This window comes from Photobacterium sp. Ph5 (genome assembly GCF_022129445.1).
In the GTDB taxonomy this organism is placed as follows: domain Bacteria; phylum Pseudomonadota; class Gammaproteobacteria; order Enterobacterales; family Vibrionaceae; genus Photobacterium.
The window spans coordinates 18096-36484 of sequence record NZ_JADQAQ010000026.1; the positions used below are offsets into that span (position 1 = coordinate 18096).

At 36.7% G+C, this 18389-nt stretch carries 17 protein-coding genes; 8 read left to right on the forward strand and 9 right to left on the reverse strand.

The window, feature by feature from the left end; all coding sequences use genetic code 11:
* Window positions 1-416 precede the first annotated feature (416 nt).
* Window positions 417-2369, reverse strand: coding sequence for an EAL domain-containing protein (locus tag I3259_RS11525; protein ID WP_238029761.1), 1953 nt, complete (start codon window positions 2367-2369; stop codon window positions 417-419).
* Between the two features lie 269 nt (window positions 2370-2638).
* Here I3259_RS11525 and pdxH point away from each other — a divergent pair, with 269 nt between their 5' ends.
* Window positions 2639-3274, forward strand: coding sequence for a pyridoxamine 5'-phosphate oxidase (gene pdxH, locus I3259_RS11530; RefSeq protein ID WP_238029762.1), 636 nt, complete (start codon window positions 2639-2641; stop codon window positions 3272-3274).
* A 34-nt stretch (window positions 3275-3308) separates the two neighbouring features.
* Here pdxH and I3259_RS11535 read toward each other — a convergent pair whose 3' ends face one another.
* Both I3259_RS11535 and I3259_RS11540 read right to left on the reverse strand, forming a co-directional pair.
* Window positions 3309-4025 (reverse strand): helix-turn-helix transcriptional regulator, encoded by a 717-nt coding sequence (locus tag I3259_RS11535; RefSeq protein ID WP_238029763.1) that lies wholly within the window; start codon window positions 4023-4025, stop codon window positions 3309-3311.
* 385 nt (window positions 4026-4410) lie between these two features.
* Window positions 4411-4836, reverse strand: coding sequence for a hypothetical protein (locus I3259_RS11540; RefSeq protein WP_238029764.1), 426 nt, complete (start codon window positions 4834-4836; stop codon window positions 4411-4413).
* Between the two features lie 559 nt (window positions 4837-5395).
* Here I3259_RS11540 and I3259_RS11545 point away from each other — a divergent pair.
* The gene (locus I3259_RS11545) at window positions 5396-5908 is read left to right on the forward strand and encodes a DUF11 domain-containing protein (RefSeq protein ID WP_238029765.1); all 513 of its coding nucleotides are present in this window, start codon (window positions 5396-5398) and stop codon (window positions 5906-5908) included.
* Between the two features lie 112 nt (window positions 5909-6020).
* A complete protein-coding gene (locus tag I3259_RS11550) occupies window positions 6021-7286 on the forward strand; it encodes a tetratricopeptide repeat protein (protein ID WP_238029766.1) in 1266 nt (421 codons plus the stop codon).
* A 58-nt stretch (window positions 7287-7344) separates the two neighbouring features.
* Here I3259_RS11550 and I3259_RS11555 read toward each other — a convergent pair whose 3' ends face one another.
* The 4 genes from I3259_RS11555 to I3259_RS11570 all read right to left on the reverse strand — a co-directional run bounded on the left by I3259_RS11555 (window position 7345) and on the right by I3259_RS11570 (window position 9390).
* Entirely contained in the window at window positions 7345-7710 is a 366-nt protein-coding gene (locus I3259_RS11555; RefSeq protein ID WP_238029767.1) for a DUF333 domain-containing protein, read from the reverse strand.
* Between the two features lie 31 nt (window positions 7711-7741).
* Window positions 7742-8005, reverse strand: a complete 264-nt coding sequence (locus tag I3259_RS11560; protein ID WP_238029768.1) for a DUF333 domain-containing protein — start codon at window positions 8003-8005, stop codon at window positions 7742-7744.
* Between the two features lie 282 nt (window positions 8006-8287).
* Window positions 8288-8659 (reverse strand): DUF333 domain-containing protein, encoded by a 372-nt coding sequence (locus I3259_RS11565; RefSeq protein ID WP_238029769.1) that lies wholly within the window; start codon window positions 8657-8659, stop codon window positions 8288-8290.
* 275 nt (window positions 8660-8934) lie between these two features.
* The gene (locus tag I3259_RS11570; RefSeq protein WP_238029770.1) at window positions 8935-9390 is read right to left on the reverse strand and encodes a hypothetical protein; all 456 of its coding nucleotides are present in this window, start codon (window positions 9388-9390) and stop codon (window positions 8935-8937) included.
* Window positions 9391-9465: 75 nt separating this feature from the next.
* Between I3259_RS11570 and I3259_RS11575 the strand changes: the two genes are divergently transcribed.
* The 3 genes from I3259_RS11575 (at window position 9466) to I3259_RS11585 (ending at window position 14478) form a co-directional block, all read left to right on the forward strand.
* On the forward strand, window positions 9466-10128 hold the full coding sequence (locus I3259_RS11575; protein WP_238029771.1) for a CatB-related O-acetyltransferase: 663 nt from the start codon (window positions 9466-9468) through the stop codon (window positions 10126-10128).
* Between the two features lie 429 nt (window positions 10129-10557).
* Window positions 10558-11763: an acetate/propionate family kinase gene (locus I3259_RS11580; RefSeq protein ID WP_238029772.1), complete on the forward strand. Its 1206-nt coding sequence runs from the start codon at window positions 10558-10560 to the stop codon at window positions 11761-11763.
* A 588-nt stretch (window positions 11764-12351) separates the two neighbouring features.
* A complete protein-coding gene (locus I3259_RS11585; protein ID WP_238029773.1) occupies window positions 12352-14478 on the forward strand; it encodes a TonB-dependent receptor in 2127 nt (708 codons plus the stop codon).
* A gap of 243 nt (window positions 14479-14721) precedes the next feature.
* On the opposite strand, the gene soxR is transcribed toward I3259_RS11585, so the two are convergent.
* Both soxR and I3259_RS11595 read right to left on the reverse strand, forming a co-directional pair.
* On the reverse strand, window positions 14722-15162 hold the full coding sequence (gene soxR, locus I3259_RS11590) for a redox-sensitive transcriptional activator SoxR (RefSeq protein WP_238029774.1): 441 nt from the start codon (window positions 15160-15162) through the stop codon (window positions 14722-14724).
* Window positions 15163-15175: 13 nt separating this feature from the next.
* Window positions 15176-16060, reverse strand: coding sequence for a LysR substrate-binding domain-containing protein (locus I3259_RS11595; protein WP_238029775.1), 885 nt, complete (start codon window positions 16058-16060; stop codon window positions 15176-15178).
* 121 nt (window positions 16061-16181) lie between these two features.
* Here I3259_RS11595 and I3259_RS11600 point away from each other — a divergent pair, with 121 nt between their 5' ends.
* A complete protein-coding gene (locus I3259_RS11600; RefSeq protein ID WP_238029776.1) occupies window positions 16182-17507 on the forward strand; it encodes a 6-phospho-beta-glucosidase in 1326 nt (441 codons plus the stop codon).
* A 41-nt stretch (window positions 17508-17548) separates the two neighbouring features.
* Entirely contained in the window at window positions 17549-18325 is a 777-nt protein-coding gene (locus I3259_RS11605) for a carbohydrate deacetylase (RefSeq protein WP_238029777.1), read from the forward strand.
* The last annotated feature ends 64 nt before the right edge of the window (window positions 18326-18389 follow it).

Sequence of the window (18389 nt, forward strand, 5' to 3'; positions counted from 1 at the left end):
TAGATGCTAGATGCTAGATGCTAGATGCTAGATGCTAGATGCTAGATGCTAGATGCTAGATGTGAAAAATGGAAGTGTTGCATTTACACTGTAAATAAATGGCGAACCAATATTTAGAGGTTTGCTTTAACTAAAATGAGATATTTTAAAATATCTAAAAGCTCTGAAAAAAGAGTGATCAACAATTAAAATATCGATACGTACTTAGTTGAAAGTGCACTTATTTGATCTGTCCAATTCAAGCTGTGATTCGATTGATTAAAATAAGGCAGAACCTTTACCTTGCCTTATTGATATTAAAAACCATGATAGCGGCTGTGTCATATGGTGAATCAGTTAGATAATAAATAGAAATAAAAAAACCAGTACCTCTGTACTGGTTTTTCATGAAAAACAATATTTACAGTGTAAATAATCTATACCGTTTCTAACTGTGTATATTTCTCAGTGATAAAGCCTTGATAACCACTGACAAATAAATCAGATAATCGCTCAAGTTGTGTTTCTGTTTCAACTCGAGTAGCAATGGCCTTAATATCTAAGCTATGTGCGGTTCGGCATATAGAAGACAACACGGCTGATTTTGTTTGGTCGTTTAATTGATAAGTATATGCGTAGTCGATTTTGACATAATCAGGATTAATTTCTTTTAAGTAATTTAATGATTGAAAATGACGTCCATAGTTATCTATTCCCACGCCGAAGTGGTAGCGTTTAATAATACTGCACAACAAGCTTGTCGCATCTGTGTTTCTGATACAACTGATTTCTTGTAATTCAAAAAATAGTCGAGAGGCTATCTGAGTATTATTACTTAATAGTTTATCTAACCAACGGGTAAAACTGGGATCTCCAATACTGCTATTAGTGATGTTAATTGCAAATGGACCTATTGTTCTGTCGGCATTTAGTCGGTTAACTATTGTTACAATGACATGGCGATCAAACCAACTTCCGATCTTCAAATCTTCGATGGCCCCTAAAAACTGACCAGCAGAATAAAAGTCTTTATTTTTTTGTATCGCAGTAAATACTTCATAGTGGTAAACACTTTTATTTTCTAATGTTGCAGGTTGAAATTTATATTGAAATAAATCTTCATTAATTGCTTGCTCCAACAATTGTTTCCATTGTTGTTTGCCTAAGCTGTTATGACTATTAGGATCTTTTATTAAAGCAATGGATTGATGAGGAGTAAGCTTTGCTTGCGTTAATGCGTTATCTAACTGTGTTAATAATTGGCTAGGAGTGATTTGTGCCTCGTTATAGACTAAACCAATATCTGTGGTTGATGGGCTATTTATTTTTGAATTATTAACGATATCGTCAAATATTTTAAGCACGATTTTTCCGAGTAATTCTAATTTTTCTGAAGAAAGGTTAGGGATGAGAATTGCAAACTCATCGCGAGATAACCGTGCAATCGTGGTGTAATTATAGCTAATGACATCATTTAAACGTGCTGAGATTTGTTTTATCAGTTTATCACCGGCTTGATAACCTTCATGCTCATAATAATCACTAATTAAGGTTGTTTGGATTAGCGCTAGACCACCTTTATGTGATTCATCCAACCAAGAGCTAATTTGGTGGATAAAGAAACTACGATTGCCCAATCCAGATATAGGATCAAGATAAGCTTGTTCTCGCAGTTTTACTGCTTCGTTTGCTTGGCTTTTGAAATTCACATCTAATTGATAACTAAGCTTATTAAATGCTCTTACAATTGTTTTAATATCTGACTCATCAGGCAGTGATAAAGGTGCTTGGTTTAAATTATCTATATTATAAGCACGATTTGTTAGCGTGCGTAATGATGTGAAATGTTTTTTACTGATAAAATAAATCGCACTGCTACCTATAAGCATGAGTATTAAATGAGAAATAATGGTATTGCTGAATAATTGCCAATATTTTGTATATGCCCAACGTGATGAGGCACTCAGCTCTAAAATGCCAACATCTAAGCTATCATTATTGATGGTTCTTTTTTCAAAATGTTCTGGGATCGTAATTAATGATTGAAACCACTGTGGAACATTATTGATATCACGGTTATTATCTATTCTTATTAAAGGTGTTGAATCTGCAAATAACAATGATGCGTGGTTATATTGCTGTGCGGGGAACAGATAATTAAGCGTATCAATGAGCTTGATTTCTTGTTGTTGTGAAATTATTAAACTATCAAGAATGGATAATTTATCCGGTAATGTAGAAAGTGCACGGTTTATATCTTCATGTGCAACTGTTATATGCTGATCATTAATTACATGGTAGCCAGTATATAACTGCGTACCTGCAGAAATGCCAAGTACTGAACACATGAGTGTTGTAATACTTATTATTTGTCGTTTAAAGAGTGTCATAGTCTGAGCACCAAGGTAGAGTACTAGCCCAACATAAACAGTAAAAGAGAGATATCTTATGCTGACTAAATCATTGTTTTTGTATTAGTCTAATTTATCAAAAGTCGCATCATGCAACTGTACTGTTTGTCATTTATTGTTGAATTTCGATAGATGTGTCTATTTGTTTTTGCAAATAAGACCTGTATTCATAAGAAAATAGTGTTTGCTTCCAAAAGGAAGTCACAATATTGTAGAGAATAAATCATTTATACTTGTTGGAGATGAAAATGGAATTATCAGATATTCGTAGGGAGTATGCCAAAGGAGGGCTACGACGAGATGATTTACCGAGTGATCCGCTAGTTTTATTTGAACGATGGTTAAAACAAGCAGTGGAAGCACAGCTACCAGATCCAACAGCAATGACAGTTGCAACCGTTGATGGTTCTGGTCAACCTTTTCAGCGTATCGTTTTACTTAAACATTTTGATGAGCAAGGTTTTGTTTTTTATACTAATCTTGGTAGCCGTAAAGCTCAGCAACTTGCTATTAATAACAAAATCAGCTTACATTTTCCTTGGCATATGATGGAAAGACAAGTACATATTACTGGTCATGTAGAAGCGTTATCAAAGCGAGAAGTGTTAACCTATTTTTCTTCGCGTCCTAAAGAGAGCCAAGTTGCCGCATGGGCCAGTAAGCAAAGCCAACGCTTAACGGCAAGACAAGCATTAGAAGGAAAGTATTTTGAGCTGAAGCAAAAGTTTCTTGCAGGAGAGATACCAGTCCCCACGTTTTGGGGAGGCTTTCGCGTTAAATTTAATTCGATTGAATTTTGGCAAGGTGGTGAACACCGTTTACATGATCGTTTTTTATATCATGATCAAGCGGAAGAGTGGATAATTGATCGATTAGCACCATAACAATAAAAGAGTAACTGACTACTCTTTTATTGTATTAATCTTTCAAAACAATAGATAGCTGAGTTTTCAACATACTTTCAGGTATATTTGAGCCATAACCTAACTCTAATGCCAAATCTAAAAGCTCTCCTTTAGAATTGGCATTAAACTTCTCACGTAAACGTAAGACGTAATTTTCAATTGTTTTTACTGCGACTCCTAACGTATTCGCAATATATTGTGGTTTCTTACCATACAGAAGAAGAAATAATACTTCGGACTCTCGTGTATTTAATCCAATCTCTTCTTTTTTGATGTTAATTCTTAGCTGAGTAGGATCTTTTTGCTGTTGAGTTATCCCTATAGCACGACATAACCAATGACCTACTTCTAATACAGCTGTATCTTTTAACTCTATGCCTGAAAAAATAGTCCCAATGACTTGGTTATTATGATCTCGCCATGGCGTTTTGGTAAAAAGGTGAGCACGCCACTTACCATCGTGATAAGGATGAATATCAAGAACACGGATTGTTTTTTCTGTTTCAATCACTATTTGATCTTGTTCTACATACTTAGCTGCACAATCTCTTGTTGTTGCAGGCATTTGATAATCAGTTTTACCTATACAGTCTAAATGATTATCAAACCCAATCATTTTTCCATATTCAGGATTTGCATAAACAAATGTTGAATTTATATCTTTGCAACCCCAACAACCGGGCAACTGATCAAAAATTTGGGGTGAAAATGGGGCGTTTTTATAATTCATATATTGCCTAAATATACAGCCAGCAAAGACATTTTAATAACTTTATTGGCTTTGTAAATATATAGGTAACAAGGTGCTTATATATTAGGCAAAAAATTAAAAAAAAGCCGGCCATTAAGGCCGGCAAAACAAGAATTGGCTCTTAGAGCATAATTCTGTACGACGTGTAGAAGAGGTAATCAGAAAAAGAAGTGAGGGTACATCTTCGATTTTTCTGATTTATCCTTTCGGATAATGTTCATTTTCTAGATGAAACCATCTGAACAACGAACGGGTGTAACTATAACTAAGCTTCTATTTACAAAATAGGGGGGAAATCACCTATTGACAAAATGATAGTTACAAGAACTATCCCAAAAAAGGATGGTTATGGGCTTATTTATAACTAAGTTCTTTGCCAATTTAGCTTAAATCCAAATTTTATATGATTATCGGTCATTTTTATTTCATTTAGGATTATCTTCCAGATTGAAGATGACATATTTTTAGCGATAGGAAATTTTTTATAATAAAGCTCTAAGGCTTGTTGTTCATTGCTTGAGGGGATTAATTCAATAGAGCCAGAAAACTGTACACCTTGAATATCACTAATTTCATGCGGTTCAGGTGCTATTGTACCAGCAATATTGCGATTCTTTAGCATCAGGCTTCCATGTCGGCTATCTGGTGAAGTCAGAATATACAATGCCATATTGTCACTATCGGCAATATAATAGCAGTTAGCACACCAAATATTATCGTTAAAACTAGCGCATAATGTCAGTAAATGATGTTCGGTAATAAAATGTTGAATATGCATTAATTCGTTCATCGTATCAGTACCCCTATTGTTTTATTTAGTTAACTTTACCCTGCCTTGTTTGGTAAGAACAATACACATAGGAGTCTCTTTCGTGACATAAATGATTTAACTCTTTGTTTTTATAACGGAACGATGATCATGTGAACTGAGTTAACGGTCATTGTCAAATGGACTGGAAAGATGATCAAGGATGATCTTGTGAGTAAATCAGACAAAAATAAAGGAAATCAGCGAGTTTTTGATACCTATTTTGTGTATATGAATTCAGTGAACTTTTTCTGTATGGAAGCATGATCATGGAATAATCTGACATTGATCATTTATATTTTACGGCATTTTAATTCAAGAAAATAATAACTTAGACAAGGATCTATTGGGTGAACCGTGTAGGTAAAACTTGTCGTGATCCTAAGATTATTCTTAAATGCGAAGGATATATCTCATAAATGAGATCACTCAATAATGTTAATTAAATATACTCAACGTTGCTGAGTTTATTTTCATAATAAAAATAAAATGAAAGAAAATAACATTAACTTATTGATTTATAGTCTTAGTGGATTTAATTATGCGACGCATTGTAAGAGTGATTGCTGCTCTATTTCTTTTTTCAAATATACTTCTTTCATTTCTTCCTTTCGCTTATTCAGCTGAAGATGGCAGTGTTACTGGCATGGCGAGCGTGCTTGATGATAATGACAATATTTCGAATCCTTCCTCTGTAAGTGGTCATTTAACATTGACGAAAACGGTACAAAATATTACTCAAAATATACCGGCAAGTATAAGTACGGTAGCAGATCCTGGTGATATTTTAGAATACCGTATCCAATTTACGAATACTGGCGTTAGTGATATTCGAGATATGATACTGCATGATAGCACGCCAGAATTTACCAGTACTCAGCAAGCAGTCACCTGCGACGCATTATTACTCCCTTCTTCATTGAGCTGTAAAATAGCAACACCTCATGGCAATAATCGTGTCGGCTATAAAGGCGATATTCTTTGGTCTTTAGAGGGCGCGCTCTCTGGTGGTGAATCAGGTTTAGTGGTGTACCGAGTGAAAATAAACAATTGAAGTAATTGTTTATATCGCAATATTGGCAATGAAAATACTGGAACAATGATCAAGGTCTAATGCTTATAGACAGTGACTTTAGTTTATTGTGACTTAGCCGATAATCACACATATGAGTCCGCTACTTGAGTTAGTGATTATGTTTGATGTTACTTGGCTGTTTATTATTCCTATTATCGTTTTAGGCTGGTTGATTTCACGTTACTTTGTAACCAGAAATATGCAGCAGCAAGAGAAGCAGCAGCAAAGACAGAAAGACATTAAATATAAACAAGTGTTAGAGAAGGCCAAACAGGCTGAACGAGAAGAAAAAATTTATAAAGCCAGTACAGGGCATATACCGAGTCAGTTATCTTTAGCAAAAGAATGTGAAGTGACGAATCCTGTTGCGGCAATTGAATGGTATGAAAAAGCGGCGGCGCAAGATAATGAAATGGCGCAATATGCCTTGGCACGTTTGTATCGTCGAGATCCGTTGGATCAACAAGCAATGCTAAAAGCTAATTACTGGCAAGCGTTTATTGATGTAAAGCAAAAATCACCTGAATCATTGTTTCATTTTGGCTTGTTACTGATCCAAGGTAAAGGGGTCGAGGCTGATCCTACTTCGGGTATTGATTATATTCAGCAAGCTGCAATTGACGGTTTTCTTCCTGCTTTACTGTTTCTTTCTGATTGGTATGTAGTTGAAGAAACCGATCATTACTTACCACAACAAGCCTTTTATTGGCGGATACAAGCAGCCAAACACAATGATCTTGATGGTTTAATGAAAACGGCATTTTGCTATAAAGCCGGGCTAGGTGTTGCAAGGGATGTGGAGCGCGTCAAATACTGGTTAGAGCGAGCAGCGGAACATAATCATTCTGAAGCGCAATATTTAGTAGGCAAGATGCATTTAGATTCTTGTGCTAATGATGCCGCCATTGCTTATATTTGGTTTTCAATGGCATATGCTGGCGGTTATAAAAAAGCAAGGGTAGCAAGAGATGAAGCTGCTCCTCTCATTGGTATTGAATCTATCCTAAATGTTCAAAATATAGCGAAGGAAGTCTATAAAGTATTAAAGAAACAGCCAGTTATTCCTCATTCAATTATTACTTTCTTAGACGATTGCTATGGTCGAAAAGGGTATCGTCCAACTCTCGCTGATATTGAATTACTAGGTGAGACTCAAGATGACATGAATGATGATCAAGAAATATCAATAAAGGAAGATATAGCAATATCGATGACAGAGCCTAACGCTATAGAAACGGATAACGCAGAGGAAAAGCCCACAATGAAACCAGATGATTGGACGACATCATGGGGATCATCATCGTCAGATATGATGCTTCAAACAACATCGATAGCTAGCGATGAAATAAAGAAGTAAAACGCAAACAGCCCAAACCATGTTGAGCTGTCTTTATTTAATATTATGACTCAGAGGACTAATATACTTTCGGGTGTTTATGATGGTGTTTTTTGCAAGTACCATTATAAAAGGATTTCAAGCTACATTGTGTACCTTGTTTATTAAAGTGGCACTTATTACCAATAGCAGTCCCTTTATGTTTTACACAATAGTTGACCCATTTTTGCTTCTTGTCTTGTTTATGCTGTGAACAGTTACCTTCTTTGTAAGCCCATTCATCACACATTTGACCGCTAGGTAGGCGACAGTAACCTTGACCGTCTACAATAACAGATTGACCACCATGGTGTTCACAATAGACAGAAGCAGGGTTACCGTGTGGGCCGCTAGCACAAGCGGTCGCTGAAATTAATAGTCCAATCAGTAATAAAAACTTTTTCATGTTAATTTTCTCTTTTTAATAATGACTGAAATTAGAATAAAATCGGTTTGTCAGTAGATGGTTTGCACTGACCACGTAGATACTCCCATCCATCACATTGGCTACCGTTCTTGAAATGACAAACGCCAGCTTGGCTACCATCTTTATTCGTTGTTATTTGGTAATTACCACCGTGTTCAACACAGTATGTTGCTGCAGGATTTGCCATGTTTGCAGTTGGTTGAGTAGGCAGTGTTTTACAACCAACCAATGAGGCTGAAGCAATAAGAGAAAGTAATAATAGTTTCTTTTTCATGATCTAATCCTAATTTAAACGATAGCTTCGTTTTACACGCCTATTCACGTGATGAATGATTTAGGAGTATTCTGTATTTAAAACACCGTTCAAATGTCAGGGGAATGACAAAAGACAATAATCAATAAGATTGTCGATTATTCATTAAAGGTGAATAGACAGGATTGATAGCTGATATACGGTAATAAGGTAAGGGCTAAAGATTTGAATAAAAAATACAGCTTAACATTTGCTAAGCTGTATTGTTTAAAAGTGATTAATCAGGGGGAAGAGACTAATCACTTAGTAAACGCGATTACCTTTTTTACGATTACACTTGTGATTATAGAAATCTTCTAGATCACATGTTGTATTCCATTTAGCAAATTTACATACGTCACCGGTAGCAAATCCACCTTTTTTAACACAGTGGTCGACTAATTTTTGCTTATGTGTTTTACCTGATGGCTTACATTGGCCTTTCATAAATGCATATTCTTCACATGTACTACCGTCGTTAAAGACGCAATAGCCTTTTTCTCCATCGCCACCCATCGGAGTACGGATTTCAACATGACCACCATGTTGAACACAGAAATCTGATGCTGGGTTACCGAATGCAAAAACAGAGCCTGAAAGCAGTAAACCAACAACAAGTAGTAATTTTTTCATCATTAACCTTCCGATATTAATAATAGAGTAATTGGTCGATTATTTATTGTGTGCACCGTAAACGAAGGAGCATCGTTTAAATAATGACGTTGTTCAATGACGAGCCATTCATAGAGTGAATGCATTAAGCGCATTGTTAATTAAAAACACTATGTAAATGTCAGGGGGATGAAAGGGACGGGTTATTAGATTGTTAGAAGTGTGTGCCGTTTTAGAAGGCTTTATTTTTATCATCGGTTATTAGAGCAAGATTAAACTGAAATCTTGCTCTAATAATATTAGGCATATTTTTTGATAAATGTCGTCAATATATCAAGGGCATTTTTATTCCCCTGTTGCTCTGCCAGCAAATAATCGTAAATTGCATTTTCATGATCTGCGACTAACGTAAATAAAGTGAGATGTTCTGTGGCTTCATCAGCCTGTTGTTGGTAGCGCTGCTGATAGGGAGCAACCCATGGCACCATGGTATCGACTAATTCTTTCCAAGGTAATGGCAGCCACTTGTTGGCATCTTCGAGGCCTTTTTTTTCCATATCTCGGTCATAATCAGGGCAAATTTGTCCAAGTGCTTCTAATCCATCTTTTAAGCGTTGTGCTGTTAGCTTTTCAACTTTTATTAATGTTTGCCATTTGTTGTTATGGCTATCGTCACTATACTTTTCAGCAAAGGCATTAAAAAAAACAATGCCATAAAGTTCACCTAAATAAGCGTTATAGAGTTGAGCAATCATTGTTGTTGTGTCCCAAAAGATTAATACATTTTAATAATACGCTTTTTATAAAAATAAGCACAAAGAAGGTTTTATATGGAGTCCTCTATTTTTCCCTCTTGGTTAGGAGGATATGAAATTAACCGCTATCTCACTAATCCTAATATAAAAGTTGGAGATCACAGTTATTATTCAGGTTATTACCATCAACATCATTTTGAAGATCAATGTGTTCATTATCTACTAGGTGATAAATCTAGCATTGAAGTTTGGCAGTCAGGCCTTTTTGGCGATGTTGATCAATTAATTATTGGTAGGTATTGCTCAATTGCCACGGGAGTCGTGTTTATGTTGTCGGGTAATCAAGGGCACCGAACTGATTGGATCTCGACGTTCCCTTTCGATTTTCAAGAATTTGGTGATGGTGTAAAAACTGGAATCCAACGTGCTGGTGATACTGTTGTTGGTAACGATGTTTGGTTTGGGGCTGAATGCGTTATTTTACCAGGAGTAAAGATAGCGGATGGTGCCGTTATTGGAACCCGTGCCGTAGTGACGAAAGATGTAGAACCCTACTCAGTTGTTGTGGGTAATCCCTCTCGCTGTGTTAAAAAACGATTTACTGAGCAGCAGATCGCTTTGTTGTTAGAAATGCAGTGGTGGAACTGGCCTAAATCGGCATTAAAAGCAGCAATGCCATTGATGTGTAGCGCTCAAGTTGATGATCTCTATCAATATTATCTAGCCAATATCAAATAATATTACAAATATTAAATTAATTACTTAATTATTTCATTAAGGCATTGGATATTTGGTGTCAGTTATTTCTATATGCTTTTTGGTTATTAAAATTCAGCTACTATTGAAATATTACATAGATTTACAATTATTTAATGCTGAAAATCCGTATTTTATGGTTAACTCTACGGTAAATGATCAACTAAATTTGAAACACTGATGCATTTTTATGCTAAAAAAATCGATTTATAGTTAAAAAGTTGATCTAAACCAGTGAAAATTCAATTTTTGAGTTTTTTTTAAAACAAAAGTTGAGACTTTCAAATTAAATTGAGTAAGATGGTTAGGCAAGCTTGTTGAGAGATATATTTTCTGACATTTTCAGTGAGCTAGCTTCAAAGTGGATAGTGATATCCGAAATTTGCCCTTAAAAATATTGATGAGATAACCATGAGCAATTCTTTAGTTCTTGTAATCAATTCTGGTAGTTCTTCACTTAAATTTGCTTTAATTGATACTGTCAACGGTGAAGCTACGTTAAGCGGCCTTGGTGAGTGCTTCGGCCTCCCTGAAGCAGTAGTTAGCTGGAAAGTAAATGGTGAAAAGCACGAATATAAACTTGATGGTTTAGAGCATCACCATCAGCAAGCGATTGACCGTATTGTAGATTTAGTAAATGAACTTGGTCTAAAAGAAGATATCGTTGCTGTGGGTCACCGTGTTGTTCAAGGTGGTAACTTATTTGATCATACTGTTAAGATTGATGAAAAAGTTATCGCTGATATTGAATCACTAAGCGATTTAGCGCCACTACATAACCCAGCACACGTTATTGGCATGCGTGCAGCAAGTAAGGCATTCCCAACTTTGTCTCAGTATGCAATCTTTGATACTGCATTCCACCAGACAATGCCTGAAAAAGCATATACATACGCAATTTCTCAAGAAGTTAGCAAAGAGTACAACATTCGTCGTTACGGTTTCCATGGTACTAGCCACTACTTTGTAACGCGCGAAGCGGCGAAAGTGGTTAATAAGCCAGTTGACGCATCAAGCTTTATTTCTGTTCACCTAGGTAACGGCGCATCAGTATGTGTGGTTAAAAATGGTGAAAGTATTGATACATCAATGGGTTTCACACCGTTAGCTGGCTTAATGATGGGTACACGTTGTGGTGATATCGATCCAAGTGTACTTGAGTACCTATTAAAGAAAGGCTGGACTAAAGAGCGTCTAGAGAAAGAGCTAGTGACTAATTCTGGCTTCCTAGGTGTATCTGGCTTTACAAGCGATTGTCGCGGCATTATTGAAGCAATGGAAGATGAAAACCATCCTCATTATCATGGTGCTAAGCTAGCGTTTGAGCTATTTACTTACCGTGTTGCAAAATACATTGCGTCATACATGGTTGCATTAGATGAATTAGATGCAATTATTTTCACTGGTGGTATTGGTGAAAATGCAATGCCTATCCGTAGTGAAATTCTTCGCTTAATGAAGATCTTCGGTTACCAAGAAGATGTAGAAGCAAACGCGGCAGCACGTTTTGGCGCTCAAGGTATTATTACTAAGCCAAACACACCACTTGCAATGGTGATCCCAACTAATGAAGAGTGGGTGATTGCAAAAGAATCAATGGCGCTATTGCACGCATAAGTGACAATGACGTACTAGATTTCCGAGTGGAACGGCTCGGATGATACTTTGGTTTGGAACCCCAAAGTATATGGAACGGAAAGACGGCTCTTTGCTTTTGCATCGAGCCGTTTTTTCGTTGTGATTGTTACCAGAAGATGTCATATATCCCCAAGAAGCTATGTACACCCACATTCGTTCTGATTATTACAAGAAGATGTCATATATCCCCCTAGAAGCTATGTACACCCAAAGTTTTGGTTACTATCAGGTAGTGTCATAAGCTTTTATAAGTTGTTATTTTTAAATATGACTGATTGATTGTTTTTATTGCTCTAAATGTAACTATTAATTCTCTTTATTCTTTTATTTTTAAAAAATAAGTTTTCGTTAACTTGTTTTTATCTATATTTCATTTTCTCGTTAATGATAAAAATATCATGATCCCAGAGATAACGGCGATCACAGGAGAAGATGCTTGTCCATATTGTTGAACAACAGACTGTTTGTGACTTCATTTTTAAGCTTATACCTAGTTGGTATTGATAATTATTTGCATTATCATGCGCTCCGCGACAAATTATGTGAATTTTTAAGGCTGTCTCTTTAATGAATACAAAAACACTCTCAGCTGTCACTTTAGCATTAACCTTTAATGCTTCTTCCTATGCCTTGGCAGATACTTCCAATGAACAAGATGTTGAACAACTAGATACCATGGTTGTTACAGCCTCAAGAATAAAACAACAAGCAGAGAAAATACCTGGTGCGGTAACAGTAATTACGGCAAAAGAAATTGAGCAACAAAAAATCGTTTCAGATGATTTGACTTCTATCATAGCGACGATGGTGCCAAGTATGACGCCTAGTCGTCAAAAAATGTCTAATCAAGGTGAAAGTCTACGTGGTCGAAACGCATTAATATTGGTTGATGGTGTCCCTCAAAATAATCCTTTGCGTAACGGTAATCGTTATGGTTATACCATCGATCCTGCAATGGTTGAAAAAATTGAGGTGATAGCTGGTGCCAGCGCAGCTCAAGGTATGGGGGCTACGGGGGGGATCATCAATTATGTGACGAAGTCAGCCAAGTCAGGTGATCATTGGAAACAAACTATTGGCACACGTTTTACAACCAATCTTCATGATGATGGTACTGGTGGTAAAGTTTATTACGCTTTGAGCCAGTTCGATAATATTTATGACTTCTACTTATCAGGATCATGGGATAGACAAGGGTTATATTATGATGGCAATAATAATCCTATTGGTATGAATTCTATCCAAGGTGAAACTCAAGATAGCACAGCAAGTGATATTTATTTTAAAGGTGGATATAACTTTGGCGAAGATTTAGATCAACGTATAGAAATGACTGTTAACCGCTATGACATTGGTAGTAATAATCATTATGTTGCTATTAAAGGCGATTTTGACCAAGGCATTCCGGGGTCCGTGGAAAAAGGGCATCCAGTAGGAGATGCTGTTTCTAATAAAGTCGCATTATACAACTTGAAATATGAGCACAACAATTTTGCAAACGGTATTTTAACTGCTCAAGTATTCTATCAAAATTATGATGCGGTATTTGGTGACGCTAACTGGGGAGCGACAAGTGCTGTTAAAAACGATCAGGGTATTATCTCTTCTGATAAATCAGGTTTTAAGCTCTCTTACGAGCGTTATGATTTATTAGACCTTGATGACTCATGGGTGTTTGGTTTCGATGGATTACAGGATAAGACGGTTCAGAAGCTGTCACATACTGGTCTCAATGTAACACCTAATATGGAGTATCAAAGTCTTGCTCCATTTATACAGGCCGACTTCCAAGCAACAGATGATTTACGTTTATCAATGGGGGCGCGCTATGAAAGTATGCGTGTTAAGTCTGCAAATGCAAAAACATTGTGGGGCTATGGCTATAACGATGTGGTTGGCGGTACGAATAATTACAGTGAAACTGTATTCAATGTGGGTGCTATCTATTCATTAACTGATCAAGTTAATGTATTTGCAGCTTTTAACCAAGGTTTTGGTTTACCTGATTATGGTCGAGTACTACGTGGTCGATGGGGGGATGATCCAACAGTTAATCACCCTATTAACTTTAACGATCTATCATCGGCTAAACCTGTCGTAACTGATAACTATGAACTTGGTGCGAACTATACTGGAGATAAGTTAAAGCTGAGTGCTAGTACATATTTATCGCTTGCTAAAAATGGTGCAAACTTGGTACTTCGTGGTGATAATTATGATGTTGATCGTCAAAAGACACAGGTCTTCGGTTATGAGCTATCTTCTAATTATCAATTATTTAATGACACAGCATTGCAACTAATGTACTCACATGTTGAAGGCCGTGTTGATACGAATGAAGATAGTCACTTAGATTCAGATATGGATCTTAAAAACCTAACGCCTGATCGTATATTGTTTGCGGTTGATCAGCGCTTTAATGACAAGTTATCGGGTCGCATGCAATATAATTATTTGTTTGATGCTAAAAAAGATAACAATGCTGTAGGTAAAGCCCAACACTTTGATGGTTATGGCCTTACTGATTTATCGGCAAGGTATGATTTGGGTAAACAAGGACGTGTGTCTCTTGGTATTGAAAACATATTCAATAAGCAATATGTGAATTATTTTAGCCAAATACGAGCTAGTGATGCTTATTATTTCTCAGGACGAGGTCGAACATTTAGTTTAAATTATGAACTCGATTTTTAAATACAGGTAGTCTTGTATAAAAATAAAGGCTAAGACAAGGGAATATCTTCTCTGAAATAAAATAGTAATTGATGAGCTGATTGTTTCATTAAACAATTAGCTCACTTTTATATGAGAAGTGAGCAAAAGTTGGTCTTGTAATACGTTGAAAGCATCTTTCTCCTATTGGCTATGAATAGCCATCAATTCTTCAATATTATAAAGGGTTATAACTTATCGAGACGTGAGTATCATGACTATTGTTTAATTATTATCTTGTGGTGTACTAAGCTTTGCGCCAGCCGTCATGATCCCATTGCTGTCGTTATTGTTATATAGCGCACAACTTTCCATTGATAAACAGCCACATTGAATACAACTGCCTAACTGGTTTTGTAGTTGTTTTAACTCATACATTTTATCTTCAAGCTTTTGATGCCAAAGTGTAGAAAGTTGTTCCCATTGTTCTTTTTTAACGTTTTCGTTTAAGGGAATATGAGCCAAGGCTTGCTTTATTTCTTGTAATGTTAAGCCTACATTTTGTGCTGCTTTGATTACGGCAATACGGCGAAGTACAGAGCGCTTATAACGGCGCTGGTTGCTCGCGGTTCTATAACTAAGAATGAGTTCTTTTTGTTCGTAAAAATGTAACGCCGAAACACTGACTCCTGCGCGTTTTGCAACTTGTCCTACACTCAATTCCATTTGATTCTCCACATCACATATCTATTTGTTCTTGTAGCCAGTTTTTAAAGGCAAGGTATTTAGGCCGTTTTTCCATCCCTTTCATGCAGGCAATATAGTAGTTTAAATCTGATGGTATAGCTGAAAAAGGGGTCACGAGTTGCCCTGATGCTAATGGTTTTTCTATTAACTGTTGACGTCCAATAGCAATGCCTAATGAGTTTATTGCCGCTGTTATATACAAATTACTTTGATTAAAACTATAGGTTTTTTGGTAACAATCAATATCACTATTGTTTGCTGTTAGCCATCTGGGCCAAGCTTTCGATTGTGTTCGGTGTATAAATGTTGCTTCTTCTAAACCCTCAATACCTTTCTCAATTAATCCTAACTGTTGTGCATATTGAGGGCTACAAACAGGGATCAGGTTTTCATTAAATAATAATTCGGTATGTAAATCAGGATGATTAGGCTTGATGTAATAAATCGCTAAGTCGATAGGCTCATACCTAAAGTCATGGATCGAGTCTTTAACTTGAATACGGACATCAAGGTTGGGGTAGCGCTTTTGAAAAGATGTTAAACGAGGGATAAGCCATGATGCCGCAAAATTATTTGAGGTACCAATAAACAACTCACCACTTAGTTCATTATGTTTGATGTCATTAAGCTCACTGTAAATAGCATCGAATGACTGTGATACAGCCATCTTTAGCCGTATACCTTCAGGAGTCAGTTCGAGTTTGCGAGTGAGCCGAATAAATAATTTAAACCCAAGCTGTTGTTCTAAATTTTTAATTCGATGACTTACCGCACTTTGAGACATATTTAAATATGATGCCGCTTTGGTAAAACTAAGCTCTCTGGCTGCAATATTAAATACATGCATATTTGCCATTAGAATTTGTTGTTTATCCATTTATCTTTCTTATGCATGAGTAAAACTCATTTATAGGCGATAACTCTTCGTTTGTTAAGGCTATTGAAACGGTTTTTAATGAATTTATCTAAACTGTGATGTTTTGCTAAAGGAAAAGAGAATGAACAAGCCATTAAAAATTGTTGTGATTGGTGCAGGCTCTAGTTATACCCCAGAACTTATTGAAGGCTTATTAGTCCGTAAAGATGAAATGCAGATTTCAGATTTATGGCTCGTTGATATTGAAGATGGATGGGAAAAAGCGCAAATCATTGCAGCGTTAGCGAAAAGAATGGTGGATCGTGCCGGTATCGATATGACAATTCACCTAACACAGGATCGACAATTAGCATTGAAAGATGCTGACTTTATTTGTTCTCAATTTCGAGCGGGTGGACTTGAAGGGCGGATAAGAGATGAAAAAATCGCTCTTAAATACGGCATGATTGGGCAAGAAACTAATGGACTTGGTGGCTTTGCTAATGCTTGTCGCACTATCCCTATTGCTCTCGATATCTGTCGGGACATTGAAGCACTATGTCCTGATGCGTGGCTTTTAAATTTCACTAACCCATCGGGTATGGTGACAGAGGCTATTTTGAAGCATACGAATGTTAAAACGGTAGGACTATGTAATGTGCCTGTAACGATGCAAAAAGGGGCGGCAGCAATCTTAGGCTGTAAAGAACAAGATTTAATGATCCAGATTGCAGGTTTGAATCACCTAGTTTGGGCAACTCAAATATTACATCAAGGGCAAGATAAACTTTCTGAAGTACTAGAGGCGGTATTAGCGGGGAACGACAGTATGGTGCCACAGAATATTCCAGCGTTCGCTTGGCCTGAAAATTTGGTTCGCTCGCTAGGTATGATCCCTTGTGCTTATCTTCGTTACTATTATCAAAGCCAAGATATGTTGGATGAAGAAGTGAAAGAGTTGCAACACCAAGATCAAGGTTGCCGTGCTGAAGTTGTAAAATCGATAGAGAAGAAATTATTTGATATTTATCGCGATCCTCACCTTGATGTAAAACCTAAAGAGTTAGAGCAACGTGGTGGTCAATATTATTCAGAAGCTGCGTGTGAATTAATGAATGCGATTCATAATGACAAGCGTTCAGTTATGCATGTTAATACTCGTAATAATGGGGCAATTTCAGGTCTTCCTGATGACTGTGCTGTTGAAGTGAGTGCGATGATCACCAGTGCTGGCCCTATTCCTTTTAATGTTGCGCCTCTGCCGACAGATACTCTGCGCTTAATTCAATTAATGAAAGAGTTTGAGACCTTAACGGTTAAAGCAGCAGTCGAAGGGGATATGAATGCGGCTATTCGCGGATTGATTTTAAACCCTATCGTACCAACAGGACATGTACTAGAGCAGGCATTAGTTGAAACGATTGAAGCGAATCGAGCATATATGCCTCAGTTTTTTCATCTGCATTAATCGTTAGTCGTATTGTTTAAGTCTCTGTAGAGGATTGGTAAATGAAATTAATAATGAATGCCGATGATTTTGGGTTAACAGAGGGGGTTAACCAAGCGATAATTCAGTGTTTACAGGCTGGCATTGTGCAATCAACAACATTAATGGTGAATCAACCGGGGACGTTAGATGCCATTGCCAGAATGAAAAAAGGTGAATGTGGCGATGCCGATGTTGGATTACATATTACATTAACGTCGGGTAAACCTGTGCTCGAACCTGAAAAGGTAAGGAGTTTAGTTGACAACAATGGCTATTTTCTTAAAAAGCCTGAGCTATTCTCTCGCCAGTTATCAGAGGTAGATCAAGAGCAAGCTTATCAAGAAATGCATGCGCAATATGCTTGTGCGTTGGCTTTAGGTTTAGAACCTAGCCATATTGATACTCACCATTTTGCAGCAACTATCCCATCGATTAAACATGCCTTTATTCGTTTTTTAAATGATATCGGTTTGCCAGCAAGACGTGTTGATGTGATGACGGAAGGAATGAGGGATTTAACGGTCGCAACACCAGATATCTTTGATATGGGCTTTTTTGATGAGGGGGTGTCGTTATCACGGTTAAAAGGTTATTTACTTGAATACCAGGCACAGTTTACTCATACATGCGTCGAATTTATGTGTCATCCTGGTTTAGCCGACGATCCATTATTACAATCATTATCAAGTTATAGTGATAAGCGCTTTGAAGAGTTACAAATTCTAACCGATCCTCAATTTAAGCTATGGTTAAAACAGCATAAGATCACGCCGACGAATTTCTCCGCATTATATTAATAAGTGATGAGCAATGTTGAGTACCGTGATAGTTACCGTTTTAATGAGTAACTATCACGGCGAC

Bases quoted from the DNA above. Each gene is read 5' to 3' on its own strand.
- I3259_RS11525 (WP_238029761.1), bottom strand. From the start codon at position 2,369: ATGACACTCTTTAAACGACAAATAATAAGTATTACAACACTCATGTGT.
- pdxH (WP_238029762.1), top strand. From the start codon at position 2,639: ATGGAATTATCAGATATTCGTAGGGAGTATGCCAAAGGAGGGCTACGA.
- I3259_RS11535 (WP_238029763.1), bottom strand. From the start codon at position 4,025: ATGAATTATAAAAACGCCCCATTTTCACCCCAAATTTTTGATCAGTTG.
- I3259_RS11540 (WP_238029764.1), bottom strand. From the start codon at position 4,836: ATGAACGAATTAATGCATATTCAACATTTTATTACCGAACATCATTTA.
- I3259_RS11545 (WP_238029765.1), top strand. From the start codon at position 5,396: ATGCGACGCATTGTAAGAGTGATTGCTGCTCTATTTCTTTTTTCAAAT.
- I3259_RS11550 (WP_238029766.1), top strand. From the start codon at position 6,021: ATGAGTCCGCTACTTGAGTTAGTGATTATGTTTGATGTTACTTGGCTG.
- I3259_RS11555 (WP_238029767.1), bottom strand. From the start codon at position 7,710: ATGAAAAAGTTTTTATTACTGATTGGACTATTAATTTCAGCGACCGCT.
- I3259_RS11560 (WP_238029768.1), bottom strand. From the start codon at position 8,005: ATGAAAAAGAAACTATTATTACTTTCTCTTATTGCTTCAGCCTCATTG.
- I3259_RS11565 (WP_238029769.1), bottom strand. From the start codon at position 8,659: ATGATGAAAAAATTACTACTTGTTGTTGGTTTACTGCTTTCAGGCTCT.
- I3259_RS11570 (WP_238029770.1), bottom strand. From the start codon at position 9,390: ATGATTGCTCAACTCTATAACGCTTATTTAGGTGAACTTTATGGCATT.
- I3259_RS11575 (WP_238029771.1), top strand. From the start codon at position 9,466: ATGGAGTCCTCTATTTTTCCCTCTTGGTTAGGAGGATATGAAATTAAC.
- I3259_RS11580 (WP_238029772.1), top strand. From the start codon at position 10,558: ATGAGCAATTCTTTAGTTCTTGTAATCAATTCTGGTAGTTCTTCACTT.
- I3259_RS11585 (WP_238029773.1), top strand. From the start codon at position 12,352: ATGAATACAAAAACACTCTCAGCTGTCACTTTAGCATTAACCTTTAAT.
- soxR (WP_238029774.1), bottom strand. From the start codon at position 15,162: ATGGAATTGAGTGTAGGACAAGTTGCAAAACGCGCAGGAGTCAGTGTT.
- I3259_RS11595 (WP_238029775.1), bottom strand. From the start codon at position 16,060: ATGGATAAACAACAAATTCTAATGGCAAATATGCATGTATTTAATATT.
- I3259_RS11600 (WP_238029776.1), top strand. From the start codon at position 16,182: ATGAACAAGCCATTAAAAATTGTTGTGATTGGTGCAGGCTCTAGTTAT.
- I3259_RS11605 (WP_238029777.1), top strand. From the start codon at position 17,549: ATGAAATTAATAATGAATGCCGATGATTTTGGGTTAACAGAGGGGGTT.